Source organism: Paenibacillus taiwanensis DSM 18679 (genome assembly GCF_000425125.1).
Classification (GTDB): Bacteria; Bacillota; Bacilli; order Paenibacillales; family Paenibacillaceae; genus Paenibacillus_B; species Paenibacillus_B taiwanensis.
This window is the reverse complement of the sequence record NZ_KE384306.1, coordinates 428,143-450,264: the sequence shown is the minus strand read 5'-3', so window position 1 is coordinate 450,264 and position 22,122 is coordinate 428,143. Positions and strand designations below refer to the sequence as shown.

General features: G+C 44.9%; 20 protein-coding genes. 5 read left to right on the top strand and 15 right to left on the bottom strand.

The window, feature by feature from the left end:
- Positions 1 to 32: 32 nt before the first annotated feature.
- Positions 33 to 542, bottom strand: a complete 510-nt coding sequence (locus H509_RS0110885; RefSeq protein WP_028545110.1) for a YceD family protein — start codon at positions 540 to 542, stop codon at positions 33 to 35.
- A 213-nt stretch (positions 543 to 755) separates the two neighbouring features.
- Here H509_RS0110885 and H509_RS0110875 point away from each other — a divergent pair, with 213 nt between their 5' ends.
- Positions 756 to 2,111 carry a nucleotidyltransferase gene (locus H509_RS0110875; protein ID WP_028545109.1) on the top strand — a complete coding sequence of 452 codons (1,356 nt, stop codon included), beginning with the start codon at positions 756 to 758 and terminating at the stop codon, positions 2,109 to 2,111.
- A gap of 27 nt (positions 2,112 to 2,138) precedes the next feature.
- Here the strand turns inward: H509_RS0110875 and H509_RS0110870 are convergent, their stop codons facing one another.
- The gene (locus H509_RS0110870) at positions 2,139 to 3,200 is read right to left on the bottom strand and encodes a YlbL family protein (protein WP_028545108.1); all 1,062 of its coding nucleotides are present in this window, start codon (positions 3,198 to 3,200) and stop codon (positions 2,139 to 2,141) included.
- A 118-nt stretch (positions 3,201 to 3,318) separates the two neighbouring features.
- Between H509_RS0110870 and H509_RS28180 the strand changes: the two genes are divergently transcribed.
- Positions 3,319 to 4,671 (top strand): nucleoside recognition domain-containing protein, encoded by a 1,353-nt coding sequence (locus H509_RS28180; protein WP_028545107.1) that lies wholly within the window; start codon positions 3,319 to 3,321, stop codon positions 4,669 to 4,671.
- A 20-nt stretch (positions 4,672 to 4,691) separates the two neighbouring features.
- Here the strand turns inward: H509_RS28180 and coaD are convergent, their stop codons facing one another.
- The 5 genes from coaD to H509_RS0110840 form a co-directional block, all read right to left on the bottom strand.
- A complete protein-coding gene (coaD, locus tag H509_RS0110860; RefSeq protein ID WP_028545106.1) occupies positions 4,692 to 5,204 on the bottom strand; it encodes a pantetheine-phosphate adenylyltransferase in 513 nt (170 codons plus the stop codon).
- Positions 5,205 to 5,219: 15 nt separating this feature from the next.
- Entirely contained in the window at positions 5,220 to 5,801 is a 582-nt protein-coding gene (rsmD, locus tag H509_RS24945) for a 16S rRNA (guanine(966)-N(2))-methyltransferase RsmD (RefSeq protein WP_051286950.1), read from the bottom strand.
- Between the two features lie 254 nt (positions 5,802 to 6,055).
- Positions 6,056 to 6,640, bottom strand: coding sequence for an NAD(P)H-dependent oxidoreductase (locus H509_RS0110850; RefSeq protein WP_028545105.1), 585 nt, complete (start codon positions 6,638 to 6,640; stop codon positions 6,056 to 6,058).
- A gap of 734 nt (positions 6,641 to 7,374) precedes the next feature.
- A complete protein-coding gene (locus H509_RS0110845; protein ID WP_028545104.1) occupies positions 7,375 to 8,151 on the bottom strand; it encodes a hypothetical protein in 777 nt (258 codons plus the stop codon).
- A 114-nt stretch (positions 8,152 to 8,265) separates the two neighbouring features.
- Complete coding sequence (locus H509_RS0110840) at positions 8,266 to 9,096, bottom strand: imm11 family protein (protein WP_028545103.1); 831 nt, start codon at positions 9,094 to 9,096, stop codon at positions 8,266 to 8,268.
- 756 nt (positions 9,097 to 9,852) lie between these two features.
- On the opposite strand from H509_RS0110840, the gene H509_RS0110835 reads away from it, so the two are divergent.
- On the top strand, positions 9,853 to 12,249 hold the full coding sequence (locus tag H509_RS0110835; RefSeq protein ID WP_028545102.1) for a S8 family serine peptidase: 2,397 nt from the start codon (positions 9,853 to 9,855) through the stop codon (positions 12,247 to 12,249).
- A 131-nt stretch (positions 12,250 to 12,380) separates the two neighbouring features.
- Here H509_RS0110835 and H509_RS24940 read toward each other — a convergent pair whose 3' ends face one another.
- Positions 12,381 to 12,761 carry a winged helix-turn-helix transcriptional regulator gene (locus H509_RS24940; protein WP_051286948.1) on the bottom strand — a complete coding sequence of 127 codons (381 nt, stop codon included), beginning with the start codon at positions 12,759 to 12,761 and terminating at the stop codon, positions 12,381 to 12,383.
- Between the two features lie 234 nt (positions 12,762 to 12,995).
- Between H509_RS24940 and H509_RS0110825 the strand changes: the two genes are divergently transcribed.
- Positions 12,996 to 13,724 carry an SDR family oxidoreductase gene (locus H509_RS0110825; protein WP_028545101.1) on the top strand — a complete coding sequence of 243 codons (729 nt, stop codon included), beginning with the start codon at positions 12,996 to 12,998 and terminating at the stop codon, positions 13,722 to 13,724.
- Between the two features lie 246 nt (positions 13,725 to 13,970).
- Here H509_RS0110825 and H509_RS0110820 read toward each other — a convergent pair whose 3' ends face one another.
- Positions 13,971 to 14,915, bottom strand: coding sequence for an alpha/beta hydrolase (locus H509_RS0110820; protein WP_028545100.1), 945 nt, complete (start codon positions 14,913 to 14,915; stop codon positions 13,971 to 13,973).
- Between the two features lie 162 nt (positions 14,916 to 15,077).
- Here H509_RS0110820 and H509_RS0110815 point away from each other — a divergent pair, with 162 nt between their 5' ends.
- Positions 15,078 to 15,494 carry a hypothetical protein gene (locus tag H509_RS0110815; protein ID WP_028545099.1) on the top strand — a complete coding sequence of 139 codons (417 nt, stop codon included), beginning with the start codon at positions 15,078 to 15,080 and terminating at the stop codon, positions 15,492 to 15,494.
- Between the two features lie 78 nt (positions 15,495 to 15,572).
- Here the strand turns inward: H509_RS0110815 and H509_RS0110810 are convergent, their stop codons facing one another.
- The 6 genes from H509_RS0110810 to H509_RS0110785 form a co-directional block, all read right to left on the bottom strand.
- On the bottom strand, positions 15,573 to 15,965 hold the full coding sequence (locus tag H509_RS0110810) for a DUF3221 domain-containing protein (protein ID WP_028545098.1): 393 nt from the start codon (positions 15,963 to 15,965) through the stop codon (positions 15,573 to 15,575).
- A 286-nt stretch (positions 15,966 to 16,251) separates the two neighbouring features.
- Positions 16,252 to 17,460, bottom strand: coding sequence for an MFS transporter (locus H509_RS0110805; RefSeq protein ID WP_028545097.1), 1,209 nt, complete (start codon positions 17,458 to 17,460; stop codon positions 16,252 to 16,254).
- 203 nt (positions 17,461 to 17,663) lie between these two features.
- On the bottom strand, positions 17,664 to 18,467 hold the full coding sequence (locus H509_RS0110800) for a GAF domain-containing protein (protein ID WP_028545096.1): 804 nt from the start codon (positions 18,465 to 18,467) through the stop codon (positions 17,664 to 17,666).
- Positions 18,468 to 18,686: 219 nt separating this feature from the next.
- Positions 18,687 to 19,364, bottom strand: a complete 678-nt coding sequence (gene deoC / locus H509_RS0110795) for a deoxyribose-phosphate aldolase (RefSeq protein WP_028545095.1) — start codon at positions 19,362 to 19,364, stop codon at positions 18,687 to 18,689.
- Between the two features lie 58 nt (positions 19,365 to 19,422).
- Entirely contained in the window at positions 19,423 to 20,730 is a 1,308-nt protein-coding gene (locus H509_RS0110790) for a pyrimidine-nucleoside phosphorylase (protein ID WP_028545094.1), read from the bottom strand.
- A gap of 61 nt (positions 20,731 to 20,791) precedes the next feature.
- Entirely contained in the window at positions 20,792 to 21,976 is a 1,185-nt protein-coding gene (locus H509_RS0110785) for a NupC/NupG family nucleoside CNT transporter (protein WP_028545093.1), read from the bottom strand.
- Between the last annotated feature and the right edge of the window lie 146 nt (positions 21,977 to 22,122).

The window sequence follows — 22,122 nt, the reverse complement described above, 5'->3', positions numbered from 1 at the left end:
ACCAAAATTACGTACTACAACTTTGTTGGTTGTTATTTCTTAAAGAAATCTTTCAACCCTGCAAGTCTCGGATCAATTCGTTCATTCGAGCAACCGCAAGGATTGTCGTTGCGGTTCGAACCGCAAGTCGGGCACAAGCCCTGACAGTCCTCTCTGCATAGAGGCGCGTACGGCAAATGAACGAACACCGCTTCCTCCACATATGGTGTCAGATCAACGCGATCATCCGTCAATGTAATGACGTCATCCTCGTCATCTGTTGGAAGATCAGTAGAATCCGTCAGCTTAAATTGCTCGTGAAACGGAATGACAACCGTCTCGGTATGCGGTGTCAAGCAACGTGAGCATATAATACCCAAATCCGCTTTCAACTGGCCGCTAACACCAATTCTGTCGTCGCTTTCCGATACAGCAGTTAAGTCGACGTCAACCGGTTCAATATGGCGAATATCGCTACGTCCCTTGATGACTTCATCAGCACGGAATGTGTCGTGGATATGCACTTTATGACCTTTAATGGTATCCCGAAAAGAAAAGTTCATGTTATCACTCCAAACAAACAAAATTAATTATAGCGATTATTCTCATGCTTTGTCAACCAAATTCGTTTGACAGTTTGTAAGGACCATAGCAGCCGCCTATTTGTGCGGACGCGATTGCTTCATGATATGATAGTTTCATCAAAAAAACAATAGCCTCCTTATGTCTGACGATGTGGAATAAGAAGGAATTTGTTCATTAAATAGGAGGTCAGCATGCGTACAGTCGGCGTCATTGTCGAATATAATCCGATGCACAACGGTCATGTATATCATCTCCAACAATCAAAGATCGTAGCCGGAGCAGATGCGTCGGTTGCTGTCATGAGCGGCCATTTTCTACAGCGTGGCGAGCCTGCTCTGGTTGACAAGTGGGCGCGCACAGATATGGCGCTGGCGCAAGGCGTGGATCTTGTGCTGGAATTGCCTGTTGCTTATGCCGTTCAGCCTGCTGAATGGTTTGCTTTTGGTGCAGTTGCCACTCTGCATGCAACAGGCGTCGTCGATGCGCTCTGCTTCGGCAGCGAAATCGGCAATATTACTACCATAAGCGATGCCGCACGTCAATTGACTAGCGAGACAACCGCATTCTCACAGCGGCTGCAAGCCGCTCTAAAGAAAGGATTCAGTTATCCTTCTGCTTATGCGTTTGCTGCACAGGACAGCCAGCAGGCAGCTGTCATCCCTTCTGAGCAGCAGGAGCATGAGTCCAGCTTACCACCACTTCCACACGCTGTTCATGAGGGTGATTCCACCTTGGCTGCTTCGGCAGAAAGTTGGTTGGATAAGCCTAACAATTCGTTAGGCTTGCATTATATGATGGCGCTGCATCGATTAGACAGCAGGATCAAAGCTTATACGATTACGAGACAAGAAGCAGGCTATCATGACGTGGAGGTGAACAACAGTCCCATTGCAAGCGCGACGGCTATTCGACGTCTCTTGTTTGGCCATAATGAGGATGCTTGGACTGGAGTCACGAAGCAGAGCATGCCTATCTCACGATACGTCCCCGCCTCCACTGTACGTATTTTGCAACAGGAGGAGTCACATGAGAGACTGCCCGTGAATTGGGAGTCATTCGCACGTTTGTTATTTTACAAGCTGTCCGTCGATTCACGCGAGCAATTAACGAATATATTGGAGGTAACGGAGGGACTTGAATATCGTTTAATACAAAAATTGTCCACCCTGGAGGCTCCATCTGTACATTTGCTTCTTCAAGCACTCAAAACAAAACGGTACACCAGAACGAAACTACAGCGTATGCTGACCCATATTATGCTTGGACATACGAAAGACGCTTTTGGCCCGCAAGCCTTGGCAGCAGGGCCTGCATATATTCGAGTGCTCGGCTTCACCCCAAAGGGGCAAGCACTATTAAAGCGCATGAAGAAGACCGCTACCCTCCCTGTCATCCATCAGATGACTAGAGAGAACAGCGGTCTTGGCGGCCCCTGCGGACTCACCGCCGATGCCCAGGCTACGGCGGTATATGCGGCCGCACACCCGCACTGGAGCGGGCGCGCAGCGCGGCGTGACTATTATGAGCCGCCGCACCGCACCCTTTAACAAGGCGCTGATGGGCAAGCCGTCGGCTTATTTGCCCGCAGCGTCAAGCTCGTCTAGCGCACGCAATGCATCATCTAGCGTGCGCACAGACACCAGCTTCATCTTGGTGTCCATCGTATCCACCTTCGCCTTCGCTTCAGCATAGTTGCCCTCAGGTGCAAGGAACATAACAGCACCTTCACGGTCCGCAGCAACTACTTTGTGCTGAATGCCTCCGATAATGCCTACCTGACCATCAGGCGTAATCTCACCTGTACCTGCTATTTTATAGCCATGTGTCAAATCTCCTGGTGTTAGACGATTAATCAGTTCCAACGTAAACATCAGCCCTGCGGAAGGTCCACCGATGTCACTGTCTTTAAATGATATTTTTTTACCACTGTCATCAGGAACAATTTCTTTTTTCTCCCCGTACTGAATACCAAATCCTATCCTCTTTTTGTCAGGACTTTGAGAAGATACAAATTCGGCCAGCGTTGCTTTTACATCGATCAATTTACCTTCTCGCTCCACCTTCACCGTCAAGGTTTCTCCTGCTTTACGATTGAGCAGCGCATTTTGTATATCCTCATAGCCATTTGTTTTAATGCCTTCAATTGTATCAATACGGTCGTTGGTCACAAACTCATTGTGTGCAATTTTCGGATCGTTGTATATGACAAAAATGCCATGCTTAACAATCTCATAAGGCACGCCTACTTTGTTATAAGCAGCAAGAACCGCATTACTTTGTGAACCGCTCATCATAAAGGTAAGCGCTGTTGAGTATTCTGCCTCCGAACGCCCCTGAAGCGCATCCTCCTTCTTTGCGATCTGGGTGTTCTTATCCAGTGAACTCCAAGCTAGTAGCGCCATGTTGGCATACGTACGCCTAACAGTAGTCAACATAAAAGTACCCTTCTCCACATCGTCCCCCGCTGCTACCTCGACCATCGGTTTAACGGCTTCTGCACTGCCTGGCTCATATATGACATAGGGTGTAGGCATAAACACCAAAAAATAAATAAGTAGTAATCCGGCAACAAACCATTTCCAAGCAGACCAAGAACTTTTTACAGGATTGTTAGATGGCAAGTGCTCATCCGTCATAAAGTTGTACCTCCTCTAGCAGTTACAGGTCTAAAGACCTTTTTTGATACGTAAACATAAGGTAGATGTGTTTATTCATTAATCGGACAAGCCCCCACTCTATAAAGAGGTGAATTTGATGCAATTATCCCGCTTTCTTCGTTCTAATCGATCGCAGCATCCTTTATATACAGCTATTGCGGGTTCCATCGCCCTTATTCTAGTTATTTGTATTGTGTCTTACCCTGATGCCGCTTTTAAAGCATCTTTGCAAGGGCTAAAAGTATGGTGGAACATTATTTTCCCTGCCCTTTTACCCTTTCTGATCTTATCTGAAATGCTTGTGGCATATGGGTGGGTACACGGCCTTGGCGTGCTCCTCAATCCCGTGATGCGCTGGCTGCTGCAACTTCCTGGGGTAGGAGGATGGGCGTGGGCAGTTGGTTGGACAGCCGGGTATCCTGCTGGTGCAGAGGCAGTCGTTAAGCTGCGTCGTCAACAACTACTCAACAGGCAAGAGGGCGAGAGATTGCTTGGATTGTCTCATGCCAGCAATCCTGTATTTATCATTGCTGTTGTAGGCGTTGGATTTATGCAGCAAGCCGACACAGGGCTAATTATCGCTATTGTGCACTGGGTTGCTGCACTCTTATCCATGCTGCTTCTCAGGCTGTTTGACCTTGTAAAATATAACTTTATTTCTAATAGCACGAGCACATCTCATTCCACAAGCTTCCAAACATCAACTCAACCATTCACGTCAGACACGATCTCTTCGGACAGGTCTCCTACCGAAGCAAAGACGTCCACTGCCGCACTCAGCACCGGCCTGATGACGGCTATGGAGACAGCACACCGTCTCGATAGTCGTCCATTAGGCAAGCTCCTTGGAGATTCTGTCACAAGCGCTGTACAAACATTGATGATGATCGGCGGATACATGATGATCTTTTCTGTCATTGTGCAGGTGTTAAAAATTGCAATCCCCCAGCAATTCGGCAGCTTTATGCTCAACGGGCTGCTTGAAATTAATTTAGGGACGTTTGCGGTCGGCACCGCTGCATTTGACTCCCCTGTATTTCAAGCTGCACTAATGGGTGCCGTCATCGGCTGGAGCGGAGCCAGCGCCCATTTGCAAGTTCACAGCTTAATAAAAGGAACCGATTTGCGTTATTCACGCTTTCTTCGGTTCCGTTTGCTTCATGCCGCTGTAGCATTTGGCCTCACTTATGTAATTTGGGGTCCCATGCAAATCTGGCTGCGAGGTTCAGCGCAAGCCGCACCTGTGTTTGAAACAAACCCAGCTATTTACGGGAACAGTCCAATCCAATGGGGGGCAGACTCCCACAGCCTGATGCATCTTATTCCTTATATTACGCAATTGGATGGTTGGCAGCAGCCACTCGTATTACTTATGGCTTGCACCCTTTTTATAAGTGTGCTTCTCTGTATAAGTATGATTTGTTATTTCGCTTTCCGCTCGTCACGCTGAGAAGTAATAGCCTAGCAGCTCTATTCTGTCATTTCAGAATATTTGCTGCGCATGGCTGCATCTACCTCTGGCGTAACCAGATCCACGACAGAGCCCCTAAAGCGAGCAATCTCTTTTACCATGCTGGAGCTTAGGTAGGAGTATTTCGGATTGGTCATCATAAAAATCGTCTCAATACGCGGATTCAGCTTCTGATTTGTGCTGGCCATCTGCAATTCATACTCAAAATCCGTAACGGTACGAATACCACGCACGATAACATGGGCTTGTTTCTGATCCATATAGTTCACAAGCAAATCGCGGAAACTGTCTATTTCTACGTTAGGCAAATGAGCCGTCGTTTCCTTCATTAATTCCTTACGTTCCTCTACCGTAAATAATGGCTTTTTGCTCAAATTATTTAACACGGCAACAATAACACGATCAAATTGCTTGGCCGCACGCTCTATAATATCAAGATGTCCTAATGTTACCGGGTCAAAGCTGCCCGGATAGACGGCAATGCGCGGTTGATGCGTGAGTGGTGCTGTCATTCCTTTTCGACTCCTTTACGTATCGGAATCAGCATGTTCCGTCATTGGGCGCTGCTGATACATCGTTAATGTCGTTTCTCCATAATTGGCCTTTTTCCATATTACAAAAGGACCGATCTGTTCCGGATACTCATGACCTGCATCATGTTCCATAACAATTGTTGCATCCTTAGCAAGGATGTCACTTTCCATCATATCAGTTAGTAACGCATCAGCATCTGTTAACCGATAAGGAGGATCCATAAACACTAGATCAAAAGTTGTACCTCGCTTTGCCAATGCTTTAAGCGCACGTCTAGCATCATTGCGATATATTTCAGTGCGCATACCTACGCCAGCAGCTTGTACGTTATGCCGGATTATTTCTATAGCCTTCGGGTCCATATCAATGAAGATCGCTTTGTCCATGCCTCGACTGAGCGCCTCAATTCCAAGACCTCCTGTACCTGCAAACAAATCCAGCACTAGCCCGCCCTCGAAATACGGCCCGATCATGCTAAACATCGCTTCTTTTACTTTATCTGTCGTTGGGCGTGTCCCTTTGCCAGGCACCGCTTTAAGTTGACGGCCCTTGGCTGTTCCCGATATCACTCGCACGATAGCTCACCACATTTCATTCTTCGTTGTTCAATTGACACGTCAATTTCGTTTCGTTGTTTCGACGTATATCGTAACACATTTTATATCGATTGTTGAGTCAATCCTGTCATAAGGCCACCACACAGGCAAGAAATTGCTCATATGAATACATAGACGTTTTACTAATTAAATATGTCCAAACTTCAGTGCTTATCTCATTAAATAAAGCTCCTTCCTATAGTTATAGAAAGGAGCTTTACCACCAAGTTGCATTAAGATTCTAGTTTACGAAGCGTTGTTTTCACCTCATCTAACATTTTTTTACGTTCTGCATCATCAACGGTTGTGACGGAAGTAAAATAACGATGCTCCAATACTTCGATCCCTACAAAATCAAAAATCCCCTTATCCACTGTATTGGCCAGTGAATCAAACATCCCGGTTTCCTCATAATGCGTTTCTGTATTTCCCATCGTGGTAAACAAAATTGCCTTCTTCCCAACAAGCAGTTTATTAAGCCCATTGTTATCCATTGAATACGCGAACCCATAGGAGAACACACGATCAATGTAACCTTTCAGCATTGCTGGAAGCGAAGCCCACCATAGTGGATAAATGACAACCAGAACGTCCGCCCAACGAATTAAATCCTGCTCCGCCTTAATATCGTCAGGAAGTTGACCCGATTTCGATCCTGCAAAGTCCTCCACTGACAATATGGGGTTAAAGTTCAGCGTGTACAAGTCGCGCAGCTGTACTTCATGTCCCGCTTCCTGTAGCGCCGATACCGCAGTCTCTTGTATCGCGTAGTTAAAGCTTTCGTTGTTTGGATGTGTGTTAATAACGACATATTTCATTACAAAGCATCCTCCTCCAAAATGGTAATGGCGACCCACTTGTTCACCGTCAAAGTCATCCTCCATAACATGCGTCTTTCCATGAGCTGCAATACCTTGTCGCTCGTTTGTATGACCTTCCATTTCATGCTTGCGTAATTTTTTTATAGGGAGCAGGTATATTTCACCCCGTACGGGCAATCCTTTAATTATCGACATCATCGAATGTCGTAGACAACCGCGGAGAAGACTTACGTTTCCCCATAAGCTCTTCGTCCGGTTTCTCCTCTCCCATGAGAGCGCCCTAGCAATAGGGCGCTCAATTAATGTTTGATAAAGCCATATGTATCAAGGGTTTGATGATATATCATTATTTTTATACATTCATATTTTTTGAATATTGGGTACCATTGGTGACGTGTTATTATTTCAAAACTTTCCTATGCTGATGCTTATTATTAATGTACAACTAAAACTAAGTCCATCTCTTTTCCACTACGCACTAATTTCCTACCGAGCCACCAATCAAGATATAAAGCCTTTTAGATTCACAACACGCAACAAAAAAAGCCGCAGTTAAACGACTTTTAAGCATATATATTCTTGTTAAACGACATCTGCCGCTGGGTTGGCCAACTGTGAAGTAACCTTCTACAAAGGCTTCCACCCACGAAGTTTGACTGCTGGCAGTACAAAGAGGATAACGGATATAACTAGCGCTTCACAACCTCTTGCGATTACTCTCCACGCTGTCATTATCCTGTATATTTAATTTTAACAACAGTGCCTACTGTCCCTATGACGGTCCAACCCGCAGGTATTGGAAAACCTGGAAGCACATCAACGATCATTCCAACGCTGGCGCCGTTCAGATTTTTAATCCACACGGTACTGTCGGTTTTGTTAATGACCGCCCAACCAGATGGAAGTGGAGAGATCGGCAAGATCGTAGTAGTCTCTCCGAAGCTTGCTCCTATAACGTACTTAATGGTCATCGTAGATCCGATTGTATTGACAATCACCCAGCCACTTGGTAATGGCGTGCCAATCAAAACGGTGACCTGAGCCCCATTGGGTGCTCCATTAAGGTTTTTGATCCACACCGTACTGTCCGTTCTGTTTATCATTGCCCAACCAGCAGGCAGCGGCGAGATCGGGACGACCGTGTAAGTTTCACCATAACTGGCTCCGTTTGCATTTTTAAGGGTAACATACGTGCTTGTTTGATTGATGACCACCCATCCGCTCGGTATCGCAGAACCAAGCATAGCAACGGCCGTCACACCTGTCGCACCACCGAGTAAGCACTTGGCAGTAAACGTGTCGCCGTTTTTCAGCGAAATGATCCAGCCAGCAGGCAGCGTTGTGCCGATCGGCACAATGGTGGTCACACCATAACTGGTGCAGTTAAACGTCGCACTACTTGAGGCAGCTTCTGCGTTAGAAGAAAATACTCCTGCGTTTGTCCCTAACGAAAAGCTAAACAGTAACAAAAGTATAATCACCCTTGATATGCCTTTCTTGATCATCACGCACCATTCCCTTCTTTTATTTGTCAAGGCGATTGAATACCATTAATGTATTACAATGATTTCCACCCGTCAATCAAACAGTAAAAAAGGAGGGCTGCTTATTTCTTTCATCCCTTATACAAATTCACCAAAATCATTAGTGTCATCCTCATGCCATAGTAGTCCTTCTAATTTAGGCGTGATGTAGTGAAGACGCCTCCAAGCAATTTTACATTCATTGGTCAGTGTCCCAAGCCTAACATCTCCATACTGGATTCGAAGCTTGTATTCACCGCTTCTGTATGTTTTGTTCGATTTAATTTCCATTAAGGCTTGTGAGAATGTGAACTTTTCTTGGTTTCCTTGAGTCCGTAATTTTTTTAATACCTTATAGTATTGTTCTATTTGAGTATCTGAGATACCACATGTTGATTCATAACTCCACCGAAAATTAAGATGTGGACCTTTTATATTATATTTGTCTAACAGTTCAATGAAGCGATCTGTCACAAAGGGTCTTGATGTAACCGTTTCAGGGATTTTAAAAATATATTCATCCGCCTTAATTCTATCTTTAACAAAATAGACATTATCAAAATATTCCATACTCCCACAAGGCAACACTCTTATTGCTGTTTTTTCATAGTCTAAAGCGTCAATTACATTCACTATATTCATAACATACATCTCTTCTTCGGGATGTCTCAACGGTAAAAACTCTACTACTTCTTTCAAATGTGGTTCCAAACATTCAAATGTCTTCTTACTTACTACAGGTAGACCACCAAAATAGTTAATAAAGTCCCTATGTTTCCCTTCTTGGTAGGTATACACATCGAAAGGAACCCAGTTATCTCGTATCCTTACCCCTTTGTACATTTCAGAATGTTCATACGGTGAACTATTATCATCTGATGTGGTAATACAATCATTATTGGGGTCAAAAGCCGTCTCCCAAATGTTCATTTCTATCACTCCCAAAATTAAAAAAGTACCCTTCACTATTCGTATTTTACAGACTCTATTACATTTATTACAGGTAGCAGAATACCATTATGCTGAGTTCCCCTCAATCTTTATTGATTCGGTTTTATATCTATACCATTCACAAGTTATTCAATTTATATGGAGGGATTCAACAAAGCAGCTGATATTTTCGATATCGATATTCCCCCCTGTCAAGTAAACAAAAGAGACGCCTGTATGCTGCGGCCGTTTCCCGATACTCTACTGGGGAACGGTCGTTTAATTTCTTCTGTAAGCATTCAAGGTTGTAGACGGCAGCCTATTGCTGAATATCAAGCTCTAAGTCAGATGTCATTCACCAAGCTACTTATACTTACTGCAAAGTTAATTTATGTTTATCTTGACCTCCGGTTTATTTTAGTCCGAATAACAAATGAACCAATCCACATATAAACAACGGTCAATCTTGATATACCAAAACACACATAGATGTGCTTAGTATTCACTCTTTATAGATCCGCTCTCTTACAAAATATTAAAAAAACATTAAAAAGTACAGGAAAACTATTGAAATCCAATATGATCTTTAATAAGATGTCAATATACATTTTTGTCCAAATTATTAACCTATTAAGAATTTTTGTTGAACGTTAATGGTGCGAAAATGTAATCACGATTCAAAAGGAGTGATGATGTTATTTGGTTAACCGCGATTACGGCAGTATACCCATTTCATAGAGGAGGAATTAATGAAAAATGAAAAACAAAAGAATACTTTCCCTTGTTCTATCGCTTGCTATGGCGCTCAGCCTGATGCCCTCAGCAGTCGGGGCATACGAGAAATCTGAGATGAGCGGATCTTCTGAGAGACTACTCCATCTGAGGACAGGCAGTGTCAATCTGCAAGAGGGAACATGGAACGACGATCTTCTGCAGGAAGATGGCAACACGGAGCGTAAATTGTACGTTGTTCAATTTAAAGACGTCATAACGGAGGCATCCAAGCAGTTGCTGCTTCAGACTGGAGCGGAGATTGGAGACTATCTTCCCGACTACGCTTATCTCGTACGTATGAATCCACAACAAGCCGGCATCCTCGCCGCAAACGAGCTCATTTACAACGTCACTCCATTTCAAGCCCAGTGGAAGGACGGCACCACCCTATCTTCAGCGCACAGCCAATCTAACCATTACGTCATCTCCATATTTAAAGGCAGCGAATCTCAAGTAGCCGTTTCGTTGCAGCAACAAGCAATAACAATTACCGATGTGCAGCAAGGCTTCATCGAAGCCAAACTTCGCGACGAACAAATTCCTCTAGTCCTTCAACATCCAGATGTAACCTTCGTTGAACAAAAGCCACAATACGGAATATCCAATGACTTTATTACGAATCAAATAAACGCCTCTACACCAACGGGTGTGTGGAGCAAAGGCTGGACAGGCAACGGCCAAGTGGTTAGCGTGGCTGACAGCGGTCTGGATTCAGGAAGTTTAAGCACACTGCACAAGGATTTCGAGGGACAGCTTCATGCCACACCAGCTCCGAATCCATCAACCGGAACCTGGTCGGACACGAACGGTCACGGTACCCACGTAGCAGGCACGGTACTTGGCAACGGAGCCATGTCTAACGGTAAGTACAAAGGTGTCGCTCCTGGCGCCAAGCTGTTGTTTCAAGCGATTGGCTGCGGCGGAGATTCCATCTGCCCTGGCGATGTGCGCGATTTGTTCGGCACTGCGAAGCAGCAAGGAGCAGCCATCCATACTAACTCCTGGGGAGCCCGTTTGAATTACTCGTATAACGCCAATTCTTCACGGGTTGATGAGTTTACGTTTAACAACAAGGACTTCACGGTTCTGTTCGCAGCTGGAAATGACGGCAGCGCAAATAACACCATCTCAACTCCTGGCAATGCTAAAAACACGATCACGGTTGGTAATTTACAAAAGTCCAACCCAAATCTAATCGCTTCAACTTCCAGCAGAGGTTATGCTGTGGATGGAAGAATTAAGCCAGATCTTGTTGTAACCGGTTCCAACATTATATCCGCACGCTCTTCCGCTTCAACCCGCACGCCTAACCCTAACAATTATTACACCAGCTTATCTGGCACTTCTATGGCCACTCCAGCCGTTGCTGGTTCGGCTGCTATCGTACGGCAATTTTATATTCAAAATAAGCAAGTAATACCATCATCAGCACTTATTAAAGCTACACTCATTAACGGAGCAGAAGATGTAGGTTATGGCTGGATGAGCAGAGAGACTGGCTGGGGCCGTGTAAATTTAGTGAACTCGCTTACCCCGACCGATGGAAGACAAAATGGCTTTATTGACAGCCAAGCCGGATTAAATACAAACGGCTCCGTATCCTACCGTGTGAAATCTACAGCAGGCAAACCCTTAAAAATCTCTCTCGTTTGGAGCGATTACCAAGGGGCTGTCCAAGCAAGCAAGCAATTAGTAAACGACCTCGATCTCGAAGTAAAAGCTCCAAATCAAGAAATACTAAAAGGCAACTGCTTCGTGCAGAACACAGCAAGTTCTACGTGTGCCAGTGCCGACCATATTAACAACGTTGAAAACGTTTATGTGAACACACCATCAACTGGCGATTACATTGTGACCGTTAAAGGGTACAACGTACCGCAAGGCGGCACGCAACCATTCGCATTAGTGGTGTCAGGCCTTAATGCCGAAATCGTCCCAGGCGGTATAGAGCCTGTCGTATTGAAAGCACCTGAGCAACTAACAGTGACTGGTGTCACATACGATACAGCCAGTCTAACATGGATGGATCCAAACGGTGCTGCGGCTAGTCTACAGTACGAATTATTTAATCAAGGGAACCTTATCGCCACTATTCCAGCCACCAATTACACGGTAACCGGACTCACACCAGGTCAAACCTATACGTTTACAGTCAGGGCTAAAGATGCGCAGGGGAACGTGTCCCCGCACAGCTCACCAGTGTCGACAAAACTGCCTGACAAAGATACTGGAACTAATCCGTGGCGGGCAGGCACTGCTTACAAAGCAGGTGATCTTGTATCCTATGGGGGATTCGTATACAAATGTATACAGCCACATACTGCTTTGACAGGTTGGGAGCCGTCCATCGTACCTGCCCTATGGTCACGCGTGCAATGATCATGAGTACGGTATAACGATAATAGGAGCACAGCAGGCAAATTAAATCTACGCAAGGCACTTCCTGCAGCAATTCAATAGGACACAGCAAAGCGGCTCAAGTTCTATGGACTTCGAGCCGCTTTGCTGTGCTAATGACTGCTTTTTTCTGCATCCGCGCCTTTCTGATCCTCTTCATCCGTATTCATATATTGTGTATGCGATCTTCCCCAAGCACACATGCTGTCTAGTACAGCTCGAAAAGTCTGGCCATGTTCGGACACGCTATATTCCACTCGTGGGGGTATTTCCTGATAAACTACGCGTTCGATTAGTTGATCCTGTTCCAATTCACGCAACTGCTTGGCTAACGTTCCTTGTGAAACCCCTGGGATCATCCGTGTCAGCTCGCCAAACCGTTTAGTACCCTCCACCAACAGTATAAATAAAATAAGCGGCTTCCATTTTCCACCGACGATATCAAGTGTTGTAAGGACGCCTGATAGTCGTGGCTCCTGATCGTTTCTATTCATCAGATCACCTCATCTCTACGTCCATCATACAAAATGATTTTTTATGTTGCACGACTAATGTGTGTTCTCCTAGTAATTAGCAGCACACAGGATACCCATAGTACGAATATTCGTAGTAAGTACGAATAAAGTGCGTACTTTGCAGCAGCCCCGCTGTGCTCAATAATAAGAAAAGCACGCCGTCAGCAGTTCTATATCTGACGGTGTATCATGATGGAGAGGGAGCGCATATACATGCCCGTCATTTCATTAAAAAATCAACGTGTAGTCATCATTGGAGGCAGTTCAGGCATCGGTCTGGCTACTGCCCAGCAAGCTGTCGAACAAGGAGCACATGTTATTATTGCAGGACGTTCACAAGCGAAGCTGAATACCGCTGCCCGATATTTAAACAGCGATGCAGTAGAAGCCTTCCCTTTAGACAATCAAAACGAAGTAGAGCTACAACATTTTTTTGAGCAGATTGGCAAATTTGATCACTTATTTACTCCTGGCGCCTCCTATGTAAGAGGTCCAATTTCCTCTCATGCGGAGGTAGCACACAGTTGTTTTGACGCTAAATTTTGGCCCCAGTACAATGCGGCAAAATATGCAGCGTCTAATCTGAACCCAGACGGTTCAATTGTGCTGATGTCGGGGGCTTTTGGTCAACGACCGCTTGCTGATGGCGCCTCCTATGCTGCCTGTAACGGAGCCATCGAAAGCTTGGGTAAAGCGTTAGCCGTTGAACTTGCACCGGTGCGGGTAAATGTAATTTCCCCAGGCACGATTTATACAGCGTTTAATTGGGAAGGGGCTGCACAGGAAGTAAGAGACCAAGCTTACGATGCCTATACTAGCATGAATCTGCTAGGAAGAGTCGGGCAAGCTGCTGAGGCTGCACATACCGTCATTTATTTGATGACAAATGGTTACACAACAGGAAGCACCCTGTTCCCAGACGGAGGGTACATTCTACGCTAATGAGCTATGAGTTAACGGCATCATTTACATTAAGCACCGTTGCCTCTACTAGCACTTACGCGATTTCCTTCATGTACAAAGCAAGTTTGGTCACTTGATGTATTGATGCATCAAGCAAAACGCAAAAAAATAACCAAAAGGACAGAACTGTCCTTTTGGTTTTACGATTACTAATGACATACAAACTTGATCTACCATTTGTTACAGTCGGATCAAACCCATTGCGGTAACGATATAAATGTATTGTTATACGGGAATATAACGATTCACAAAGGTTTTTACTTTTTCCACATATCCCTCGTAATCCTCAAGTATCGAGGCACCGTGAGCGGCTTTAGGCACGATCCACAATTCTTTTTCGCTATTGCATCGCTCATGCAGCGGATATACCATCTGCGTCGGAACAAACGTATCCTCTTCTCCATGTATAAACAAGATCGGCGTCTTGGCACGCTCTACTTGCTTCAGCGCAGTTGCTTCCTTAAAAGAATAGCCTGCACGCAATCTGCACACCAGACTGGTTGTAGATAAAAGCGGAAAGCTCGGCAACCTAAACATCTGTTTGAGCTGGTAGGTCAATTGGTCATACACAGACGTATAAGCACAATCAGCCACGATCACTTTGACTTGTTCCGGCAGTTCTTCACCGCTGGTCATGAGTACGGTCGCCCCTCCCATAGATACCCCGTGCAAAACGAGTTCCACCTCGTTACCAAAACGAGCGATGACATAATCAATCCATTTTAAATAATCTTTGCGATCGTGCCAGCCAAATCCAATGTAATGGCCTTCGCTCAGACCATGTCCCCGATTGTCCGGCATAAGCACGTTATACCCTAATGAATCATAATAAATACTTGCATAAGATACCATGTCGCGCCCTTGTCCGGAATAGCCATGTACTAGGATGGCTACTTTATTGGTCGGCTGCTGCGCCGCCATATAGTAACCGTGCAGCTTCAATCCGTCATACGATTGAATTTCTACATCTTCATAGCTTTGACGGCTTAACCACTCCTGATTCGCTTCTGCGTGCCGTTTCCATTTTTTCGCCATTTCTGTATCCGGGTCACCAGACAAAAACGATTTGCTTGATCGATTAACCGCCAACTTGTAAAAATATAAGCTTGCAGCTACTATGCCGAGCCCCATCACAAAGGCAATTATTAATACTCCCTCTACCATATTCATTTCTGCCTGTTCACCTCGGAATCCAATCTATTTTATATGTCATATTATACACACTCTTATAAAACAATTCATCTCTACTCTCGTATTGCTGCACCGAGAACCTATCCTTGGGCTAACGCATACGATACATTATTCCTATTTACAACATCGGAGGTTATCCTTATGTCATCCAATGCTAACGAGGCTGTACTGGTGTATCAAGCCACACCAAACACCGTTACCAATCTGAAAGGCGTGCGCGAGCGAGCTCAGCAAGCTATTAGCCCTTATGTTAACTCTCACGTCAAAATTACAACGATTGACGGCAAAACATATGAAGGTGTCATCGTTAATCTCCATGGCAGCATCCTTCATTTAAGTATTGCAGGCCAGCCACAGCCCCAACAACCTATGCCTTATACACTCGATATGGCATACATGTATCAGACGCCTGCACAATCCATGCCTGTCCAGCCTTGCGGGTGTCACCCCTACGGTCATGCTAGTCCCTATGATTTTTACCGTGCCTACAATCCGTATTACAACAACGTTATTTTACCTTTAGTGTTGTTTGAACTTCTTGTCATTGCACTGATGTAACAAAGAAGCCTACTTTCATCTTCGTATCGCGATGGGGCTCCAATTGGAGAAGCAGCTTCCTTCATACGCAGCTGCTTCTTAATTAGATCCGCTTATAATTTCCAATCTGATCGCTTTGGCCGTACCTGGATAAACGCTGCCATCACGTTCGGATATCCATAATTTAACGTTGTCGCCTGAACTAAATGATTGTGGAATAGAACGAATATCCACCCAAAGCGCATTCGGCTTGACGATCTCGACAACTTGCTCGACCGATTTATGTTCCAACTCCTGTGTGCGGATTTTCCCCCAAACAAACAGCACCCGCTCCTCTTTTACTTGATGTGTCACAATATATCCGTTAAATTGGCTTGGTTTATGATCAACGGATACAGCCTGTGAGTCAGGCCACAAACAGCCTGATGTACTTATTGTTAGTAAACTTAGTAACAAGCTAGTTCGAAGCGTGCACTTTAATCCGAATCTCATCGCATAGCCCCCTTACTTTCTATGTTCAACCTCTCTTTATTTCGACGGTCTGAACATCAGAAATGGGAATAAGTTCAACGTCTAACTCAGTTTGCCCGCAATTCACACTACAGATTCGTCATTGATCATTTGGGTACGTTTACCGTTGTTCCATTCCGCTTAAAGCTTTTGCAAGCGAGTAATCAAGTAGTCGAGACGTGACACAGCATTCATAAATAAAAAAGACCTGTTAACTCCAACGGAGCAACAAGTCATAAGTGTTCACATCTGCAATGCAATGATGGAATTATGAAGCGGAGCTAGCGGCTTCCAGTTTATATGCGGACAACCGATTAGCCTGAAATATACTATACAGCACGATCGCAATGGATACTGCCCCAAAGATTAGCACCATATATTTTAATCCGATCGTATCCAAGAAAAATCCAGATGACAGCAAAACAACCTGGAATAACAACCGCTCTAACATGCCGCGCAGCGAGAAAAATCTACCATGATACTCCTTTGGGATTCCCGTTTGAAAATAAGTGGCAACGAGTGGAAAAAAACAACCTAGAGCAAATCCGAGCAGACCAAACGACACGATTGAGATGACAGGAATGTCTGCAAAAAATAACAAAAATTGCGAAATTGCAATTACGACCGATAATCCAAACAGCTTTTTTAATGTACTACCTTTCCCCATTATACGTTTGACAAACAACGCGGCAATAAAGAAGCAAATGCCCTCAGCTGCGTACAATAACCCTTTAATTTGAACACTATTTTGTAGTTCACTAATATTAATGACCATCAAATTAAACGAACCAAGAAACAAGATCGGCAGCAATGAAATACCTAACATCATCATCGCGACCGGCATTGTTTTTAATACAGGAATCATCTCTTTAAATGCGCCTTTGCTATTGTTCTTGCTTGATTTGTCAGTTGATATCTCCTCGTCCACCTTCAAGAAGCACGTGGAGAGAAGCAGCAACGCATAGGCAATAAAGGAACATAAGTACAACGTGTACAAGCTCATAACAAGCAGCAGTGCCCCTGCAAGCGCCGTTCCCAATATACGTGCAATCGTCGAGGCATTCATAAACACACCATTCAGTGTCATTAAATCCTTCTCTGATACGATTTGCGGGATAAGCGCCTGCAACGCTGGGAACATAAAAGCCATCGACAATTGCAGCGCGATTCCGAACACGACCATCCATGCCACGGAGTCAAAGGCCAGCGCCAAAAACATAAAGCACACACTAATTAGCCGGCCGATTCCGGCTATAATCAACACTTTCTTTTTACGATTCGAATCAACGACTCTACCAGCTAGAGGTCCGACAATAATTCCCGCTAACAAGCCTGTAAATAAAATAAGTGACTTCATAAAGTCAGATGGAACATGCTGCTGCATAAATTCAAGATTCGCAATAATAGAGGTCCACATGCCTAACCCTGCAATAAATTCACCCGCTAATACAATCCATACGTTTCGGTTTCTCCACATCTACGATTCTCCGTCTCTGATTAAGAAATGTGTACTTCAAATGTACATATTATCATATCAGTTGGTAGTAACAATTACCAACCCTTCTTATCAAAGACAGCACATAAGAAGCAGGGTTAAGCGTCATTATAGCGAGTTCGCTTCATCAGCATAAAGTCTGTACGGCTACCTCCTATGCACCTATCCACTCTGCCATTTTTCACTTATGCGGTAACATTGTCCCCCTGTTCTTCCAATCGGGATGCTGCCCAAAGCTGGAATGCAGCTGCATGGTCCGCAAGTACGCCTATCATAAGACTGGCATACATATCCGCAATAGCTCTGCCTGCTTCAGGGAAAGGTTCCAGCCCATCGATCGTTAATACGCCATGCACGCCTAACGAAAGACAGAGCAGCGATTGATATGGGCTTTTCGAGTCTGGATTACGCTCCCAGTCCTCATCCTTTTTGACGTCAGCACAATGAACAGCCGTTTGTTTACGGAAAGAGCGACCTGCTACAGAACGGTCCACATGCAGCTGCCGCTCGCCAACATATTTTTTGGGGAAGCCGGCAGACGCAAAACGAAGCGTTAACGTCTGATCTGCGTACAACCATATCCCGCAGCGATGGTGACCGCCTGGCTTCATCTTCATATCGATTGCAAGCATGTCCAGCATCCGCTGCAACAAAAAGGCCGACTCTGTCAGCGCCATGTAAGGGTCCAATAGCATGCGCAGGTCACTGCACGTATCTGTGAATGTCTTCAAGTTGCGCAACGCGGAAAGACATTGCTGCGCAGCGTGCTCACTATCCATTTGTGCTGTACGAAACGTATCCAACTTTTCCTGATACGTCTGCATGCGCTCGTCTCTTGTCATCACATCCGATACCATGTCACTTAATTTTTTATTAATATACATCGTCTTAAAAAAATAAAATAAAATGCCCGCTGAAATGATCACAGTAAACAAATGATAACCCCAAGGGGGCAGCTTCTCCAACATGGCCTTGATGATCGCTTCCATTCTAACGCCTCCATCCGCATCATAATGCCTGTATACTACAAACATATGCGCATACATGGGCGAACATGCATTCTGAATGGAACCGATTGTTTTATATTTCCATAACCAATCCTATTTCTACTATGCACGTGTGTTCACAAAAAAAGAGCTGCCTTTGGTCACACACACCAAAAACAGCTCCTGCCATTCTATCGTTTTATGAGCACCTTTACACCCGGCTTAATAAGCTGAATTAGACTGCTCACCCTTCACTAGTGCAATACCAGAGCTTGTTCCAATCCGGCTCGCGCCCGCTTGTACCATTGCTGCAAAATCTTCTGCACTTCGTACACCACCTGAAGCTTTAACACCTACGTCAGGCCCAACAGTCTTGCGCATTAACGCGATATCAGCCGCTGTTGCGCCACCTGTCGAGAAACCAGTTGACGTCTTCACAAAGTCAGCGCCTGCACGTACAGACAGCTCACAAGCCCGAACTTTCTCCTCATCTGTCAACAGGCACGTTTCGATAATCACTTTAACAAGCGCCTTACCTTTTGCTGCTTCTACTACTGCACGAATGTCACGCTCTACTAGCTCATCCAGCTTGTCTTTTAACGCGCCGACATTAATAACAGTGTCTACCTCTGTAGCTCCATTAGCTATCGCATCCTGGGTCTCGAATGCCTTCGCCTCAGGTGTTGAAGCCCCAAGCGGGAAACCGATTACTGTACACACCTTGACGTCAGGCGTATCTTTTAATACTTCATAAGCGGTCTTTACATTAGCAGGGTTTACACATACCGATGCAAAATGATGCTGCTTTGCTTCCTCCGCTAGGCGGACAATCGCATCACGTGTAGCATCGGGCTTTAATAAAGTATGATCGATCAAACGTGCAATTTGTTCCGTATTCATGTAAGGTTCCTCCACTCAATTGGATTATATTTTACTTGCTGCTTTCTTATGCGGCAGCTTACTTGGAATGAATTTCAGCATGAACTAACGTTGGACGCCCCACTTTGCTGCCTGTAATCGTATAAGCTTCATAAATACGCTCAATCACATCTTCTACTGCCTCGCGGTTGCTGTGGATCGTAACAATCGTATCCCCTTGCTTCACTTCATCGCCAATTTTCTTCTCCAGCATAAGTCCGACAGCAAGGTCGATCTCGGACTCTTTAGTCGCACGGCCAGCACCTAATATCATAGCTGCCGTACCGATACTATCAGCTACGATCGCTGATACGTAACCATCCTGCTTCGCCTTCACCGCAATCTGGTAGCTTGCTGCCGGAAGCTTCGCAGGCTCATCCACGATAGATGCATCGCCGCCCTGCGCTTCTATAAATGCTTTAAACGTTTCCAGCGCTTTGCCGCTCTGAATAGCCTCTTCCAACTGACGGCGCGCTTCTTCAACACTGTTGGCATGTTCAGCCAAATATACCATATGGCTTCCAAGTGTTAAGCACAGCTCGTGAAGATCGTCAGGACCTTCGCCACGCAGCGTGTCAATTGCTTCTTTCACTTCAAGTGCGTTACCAATTGCATACCCGAGCGGCTGATTCATATCGGAAATGACCGCCATCGTGTTGCGGCCAACGTTGCTGCCGATCTCAACCATCGCTTCTGCTAGCGCTTTGGCACCCTCCAGGTCTTTCATAAACGCACCGGCGCCAACCTTCACATCAAGCACAATCGCATCCGATCCGGAAGCGATCTTCTTGCTCATAATCGAGCTTGCCATTAACGGTATCGAGTTTACCGTGCCAGTCACATCACGTAATCCGTAAATTTTCTTATCGGCAGGAGTCAAGTTACCTGTAGGACCTGTAACCGCAACTTTAACTTCATTGACCTGCTTAATAAATTGTTCATTGTCAATTTCCGCATGGAAGCCAGGGATCGCCTCAAACTTGTCAACCGTGCCTCCAGTATGGCCAAGACCACGTCCAGACAGCTTCGCCACGGGTACTCCTACTGCTGCGACTAATGGAGCCAACACTATCGTTGTTGTATCACCAACACCGCCGGTGCTGTGCTTGTCTACTTTTATGCCTTTAATAGCGGATAAATCAATTGTATCACCTGAATCCACCATTGCCATTGTCATATCGGCCGTTTCTTGAGGTGTCATCCCCTTAAAAAATACGGACATTAAAAAGGAGGACATTTGATAATCTGGAATCGTACCTTTTGTGTAACCTTCAATAATAAAGTCGATTTCTTGCTTTGTCAGTTGTCCGCCATCCCGCTTTTTCGTAATCAAGTCAACCATTCTCATAATAAGCCATCCTCTCCAACGATGCGTTTATAATGATCCGGCGCTGCCGGTGAAACCGTAATTACAAGAACAATCCGATTAATGTTGACGATAAAATGGAAGCCAGCGTAGAGCCAAACAGCAGCTTTAAGCCAAATTGCGCCACTTCGTCTCCGCGTTTATCATGTAGTGCTTTAACAGCACCCGTAATGATTCCGATGGAACTAAAGTTAGCAAAGCTTACCAAAAATACAGATACGATACCCACCGTGCGGTCGGACATGCCACTCGCGATATCCTTAAAGTTAAGCATGGCCACAAATTCATTGGTGACAAGCTTTGTAGCCATAATACCGCCTGCGGATACAGCTTCGGACCAAGGAACTCCCATTAAGAAAGCGACAGGTGCGAATATATAACCGAGTACGTTTTGGAACGATAGTTGGAAAATGGCTTCAAATACCCAGTTGATCATATTCATCAATGCGATAAAACCAATCAACATCGCACCAACGATAATGGCAACTTTAAAGCCATCCATAATACTCTCACTAATCATTTGGAAAAACGATTCCTTCTTGCCTTCCTCTTGTACAACCGCAACATCTTCCTCTGGCGGCACTTTATAAGGATTGATCAGGCTCGCGATAATAAGAGCCGAGAAAATGTTTAATATAATCGCAACTACGACATATTTAGGTTCGAGCATCGTCATGTACGCTCCAACAATCGCCACGCTTACTGCGCTCATTGCTGATGTACACAACGTGTAAAGTCGCTGCTTGGACACTTGTCCTAATTGTTTTTTTGTTGTCAGGAACACTTCAGATTGGCCAAGCACGGCTGCGGACACCGCAACGTAGTTTTCCAGCTTGCCCATGCCGTTTATCTTGCTTAAAGCTAATCCGACGTATTTGATAATAAAGGGCAGTACTTTAATGAAGTTTAATATTCCGATCAGTACCGAAATAAAGACGATTGGCAGCAATACGTTTAAGAAGAATGTAGAAGCTCCTTCATTTTGTAAACCACCAAATACAAACTCCACGCCGCCTATACCAAACTGCATCAGCTTGTCAAAGAGACCCGATACAAATTTAATGAGCACAATCCCGATTTCCGTATTTAATACGATAAATCCGAGCACCAATTGCGTAACAATCATTGCAAGTATCGGTTTATAACGAATACCTTTGCGGTTGTTGCTGACCGCATACGCCAGTCCAAAGACAAGCAGCAGTCCTAACAGGGCATACACAAATTTCATTCTATAGCCTCCAGCTCTTTAATGTTTTGCTTTATTTTTGCTTTATAATAGCGCTTACTTTCTAACGTGTAACACGCTAATCAGTACCCTGATTCGCACGCCCGCAATTTTGTGCGCCTTACGAATGTAATATACTAAGCATTTGA

Bases quoted from the DNA above. Each gene is read 5' to 3' on its own strand.
- H509_RS0110885 (WP_028545110.1), bottom strand. From the start codon at position 542: ATGAACTTTTCTTTTCGGGATACCATTAAAGGTCATAAAGTGCATATC.
- H509_RS0110875 (WP_028545109.1), top strand. From the start codon at position 756: ATGCGTACAGTCGGCGTCATTGTCGAATATAATCCGATGCACAACGGT.
- H509_RS0110870 (WP_028545108.1), bottom strand. From the start codon at position 3,200: ATGACGGATGAGCACTTGCCATCTAACAATCCTGTAAAAAGTTCTTGG.
- H509_RS28180 (WP_028545107.1), top strand. From the start codon at position 3,319: ATGCAATTATCCCGCTTTCTTCGTTCTAATCGATCGCAGCATCCTTTA.
- coaD (WP_028545106.1), bottom strand. From the start codon at position 5,204: ATGACAGCACCACTCACGCATCAACCGCGCATTGCCGTCTATCCGGGC.
- H509_RS0110850 (WP_028545105.1), bottom strand. From the start codon at position 6,640: ATGAAATATGTCGTTATTAACACACATCCAAACAACGAAAGCTTTAAC.
- H509_RS0110840 (WP_028545103.1), bottom strand. From the start codon at position 9,096: ATGAACATTTGGGAGACGGCTTTTGACCCCAATAATGATTGTATTACC.
- H509_RS0110835 (WP_028545102.1), top strand. From the start codon at position 9,853: ATGAAAAACAAAAGAATACTTTCCCTTGTTCTATCGCTTGCTATGGCG.
- H509_RS24940 (WP_051286948.1), bottom strand. From the start codon at position 12,761: ATGAATAGAAACGATCAGGAGCCACGACTATCAGGCGTCCTTACAACA.
- H509_RS0110825 (WP_028545101.1), top strand. From the start codon at position 12,996: ATGCCCGTCATTTCATTAAAAAATCAACGTGTAGTCATCATTGGAGGC.
- H509_RS0110820 (WP_028545100.1), bottom strand. From the start codon at position 14,915: ATGAATATGGTAGAGGGAGTATTAATAATTGCCTTTGTGATGGGGCTC.
- H509_RS0110815 (WP_028545099.1), top strand. From the start codon at position 15,078: ATGTCATCCAATGCTAACGAGGCTGTACTGGTGTATCAAGCCACACCA.
- H509_RS0110810 (WP_028545098.1), bottom strand. From the start codon at position 15,965: ATGAGATTCGGATTAAAGTGCACGCTTCGAACTAGCTTGTTACTAAGT.
- H509_RS0110805 (WP_028545097.1), bottom strand. From the start codon at position 17,460: ATGTGGAGAAACCGAAACGTATGGATTGTATTAGCGGGTGAATTTATT.
- H509_RS0110800 (WP_028545096.1), bottom strand. From the start codon at position 18,467: ATGGAAGCGATCATCAAGGCCATGTTGGAGAAGCTGCCCCCTTGGGGT.
- deoC (WP_028545095.1), bottom strand. From the start codon at position 19,364: ATGAATACGGAACAAATTGCACGTTTGATCGATCATACTTTATTAAAG.
- H509_RS0110790 (WP_028545094.1), bottom strand. From the start codon at position 20,730: ATGAGAATGGTTGACTTGATTACGAAAAAGCGGGATGGCGGACAACTG.
- H509_RS0110785 (WP_028545093.1), bottom strand. From the start codon at position 21,976: ATGAAATTTGTGTATGCCCTGTTAGGACTGCTGCTTGTCTTTGGACTG.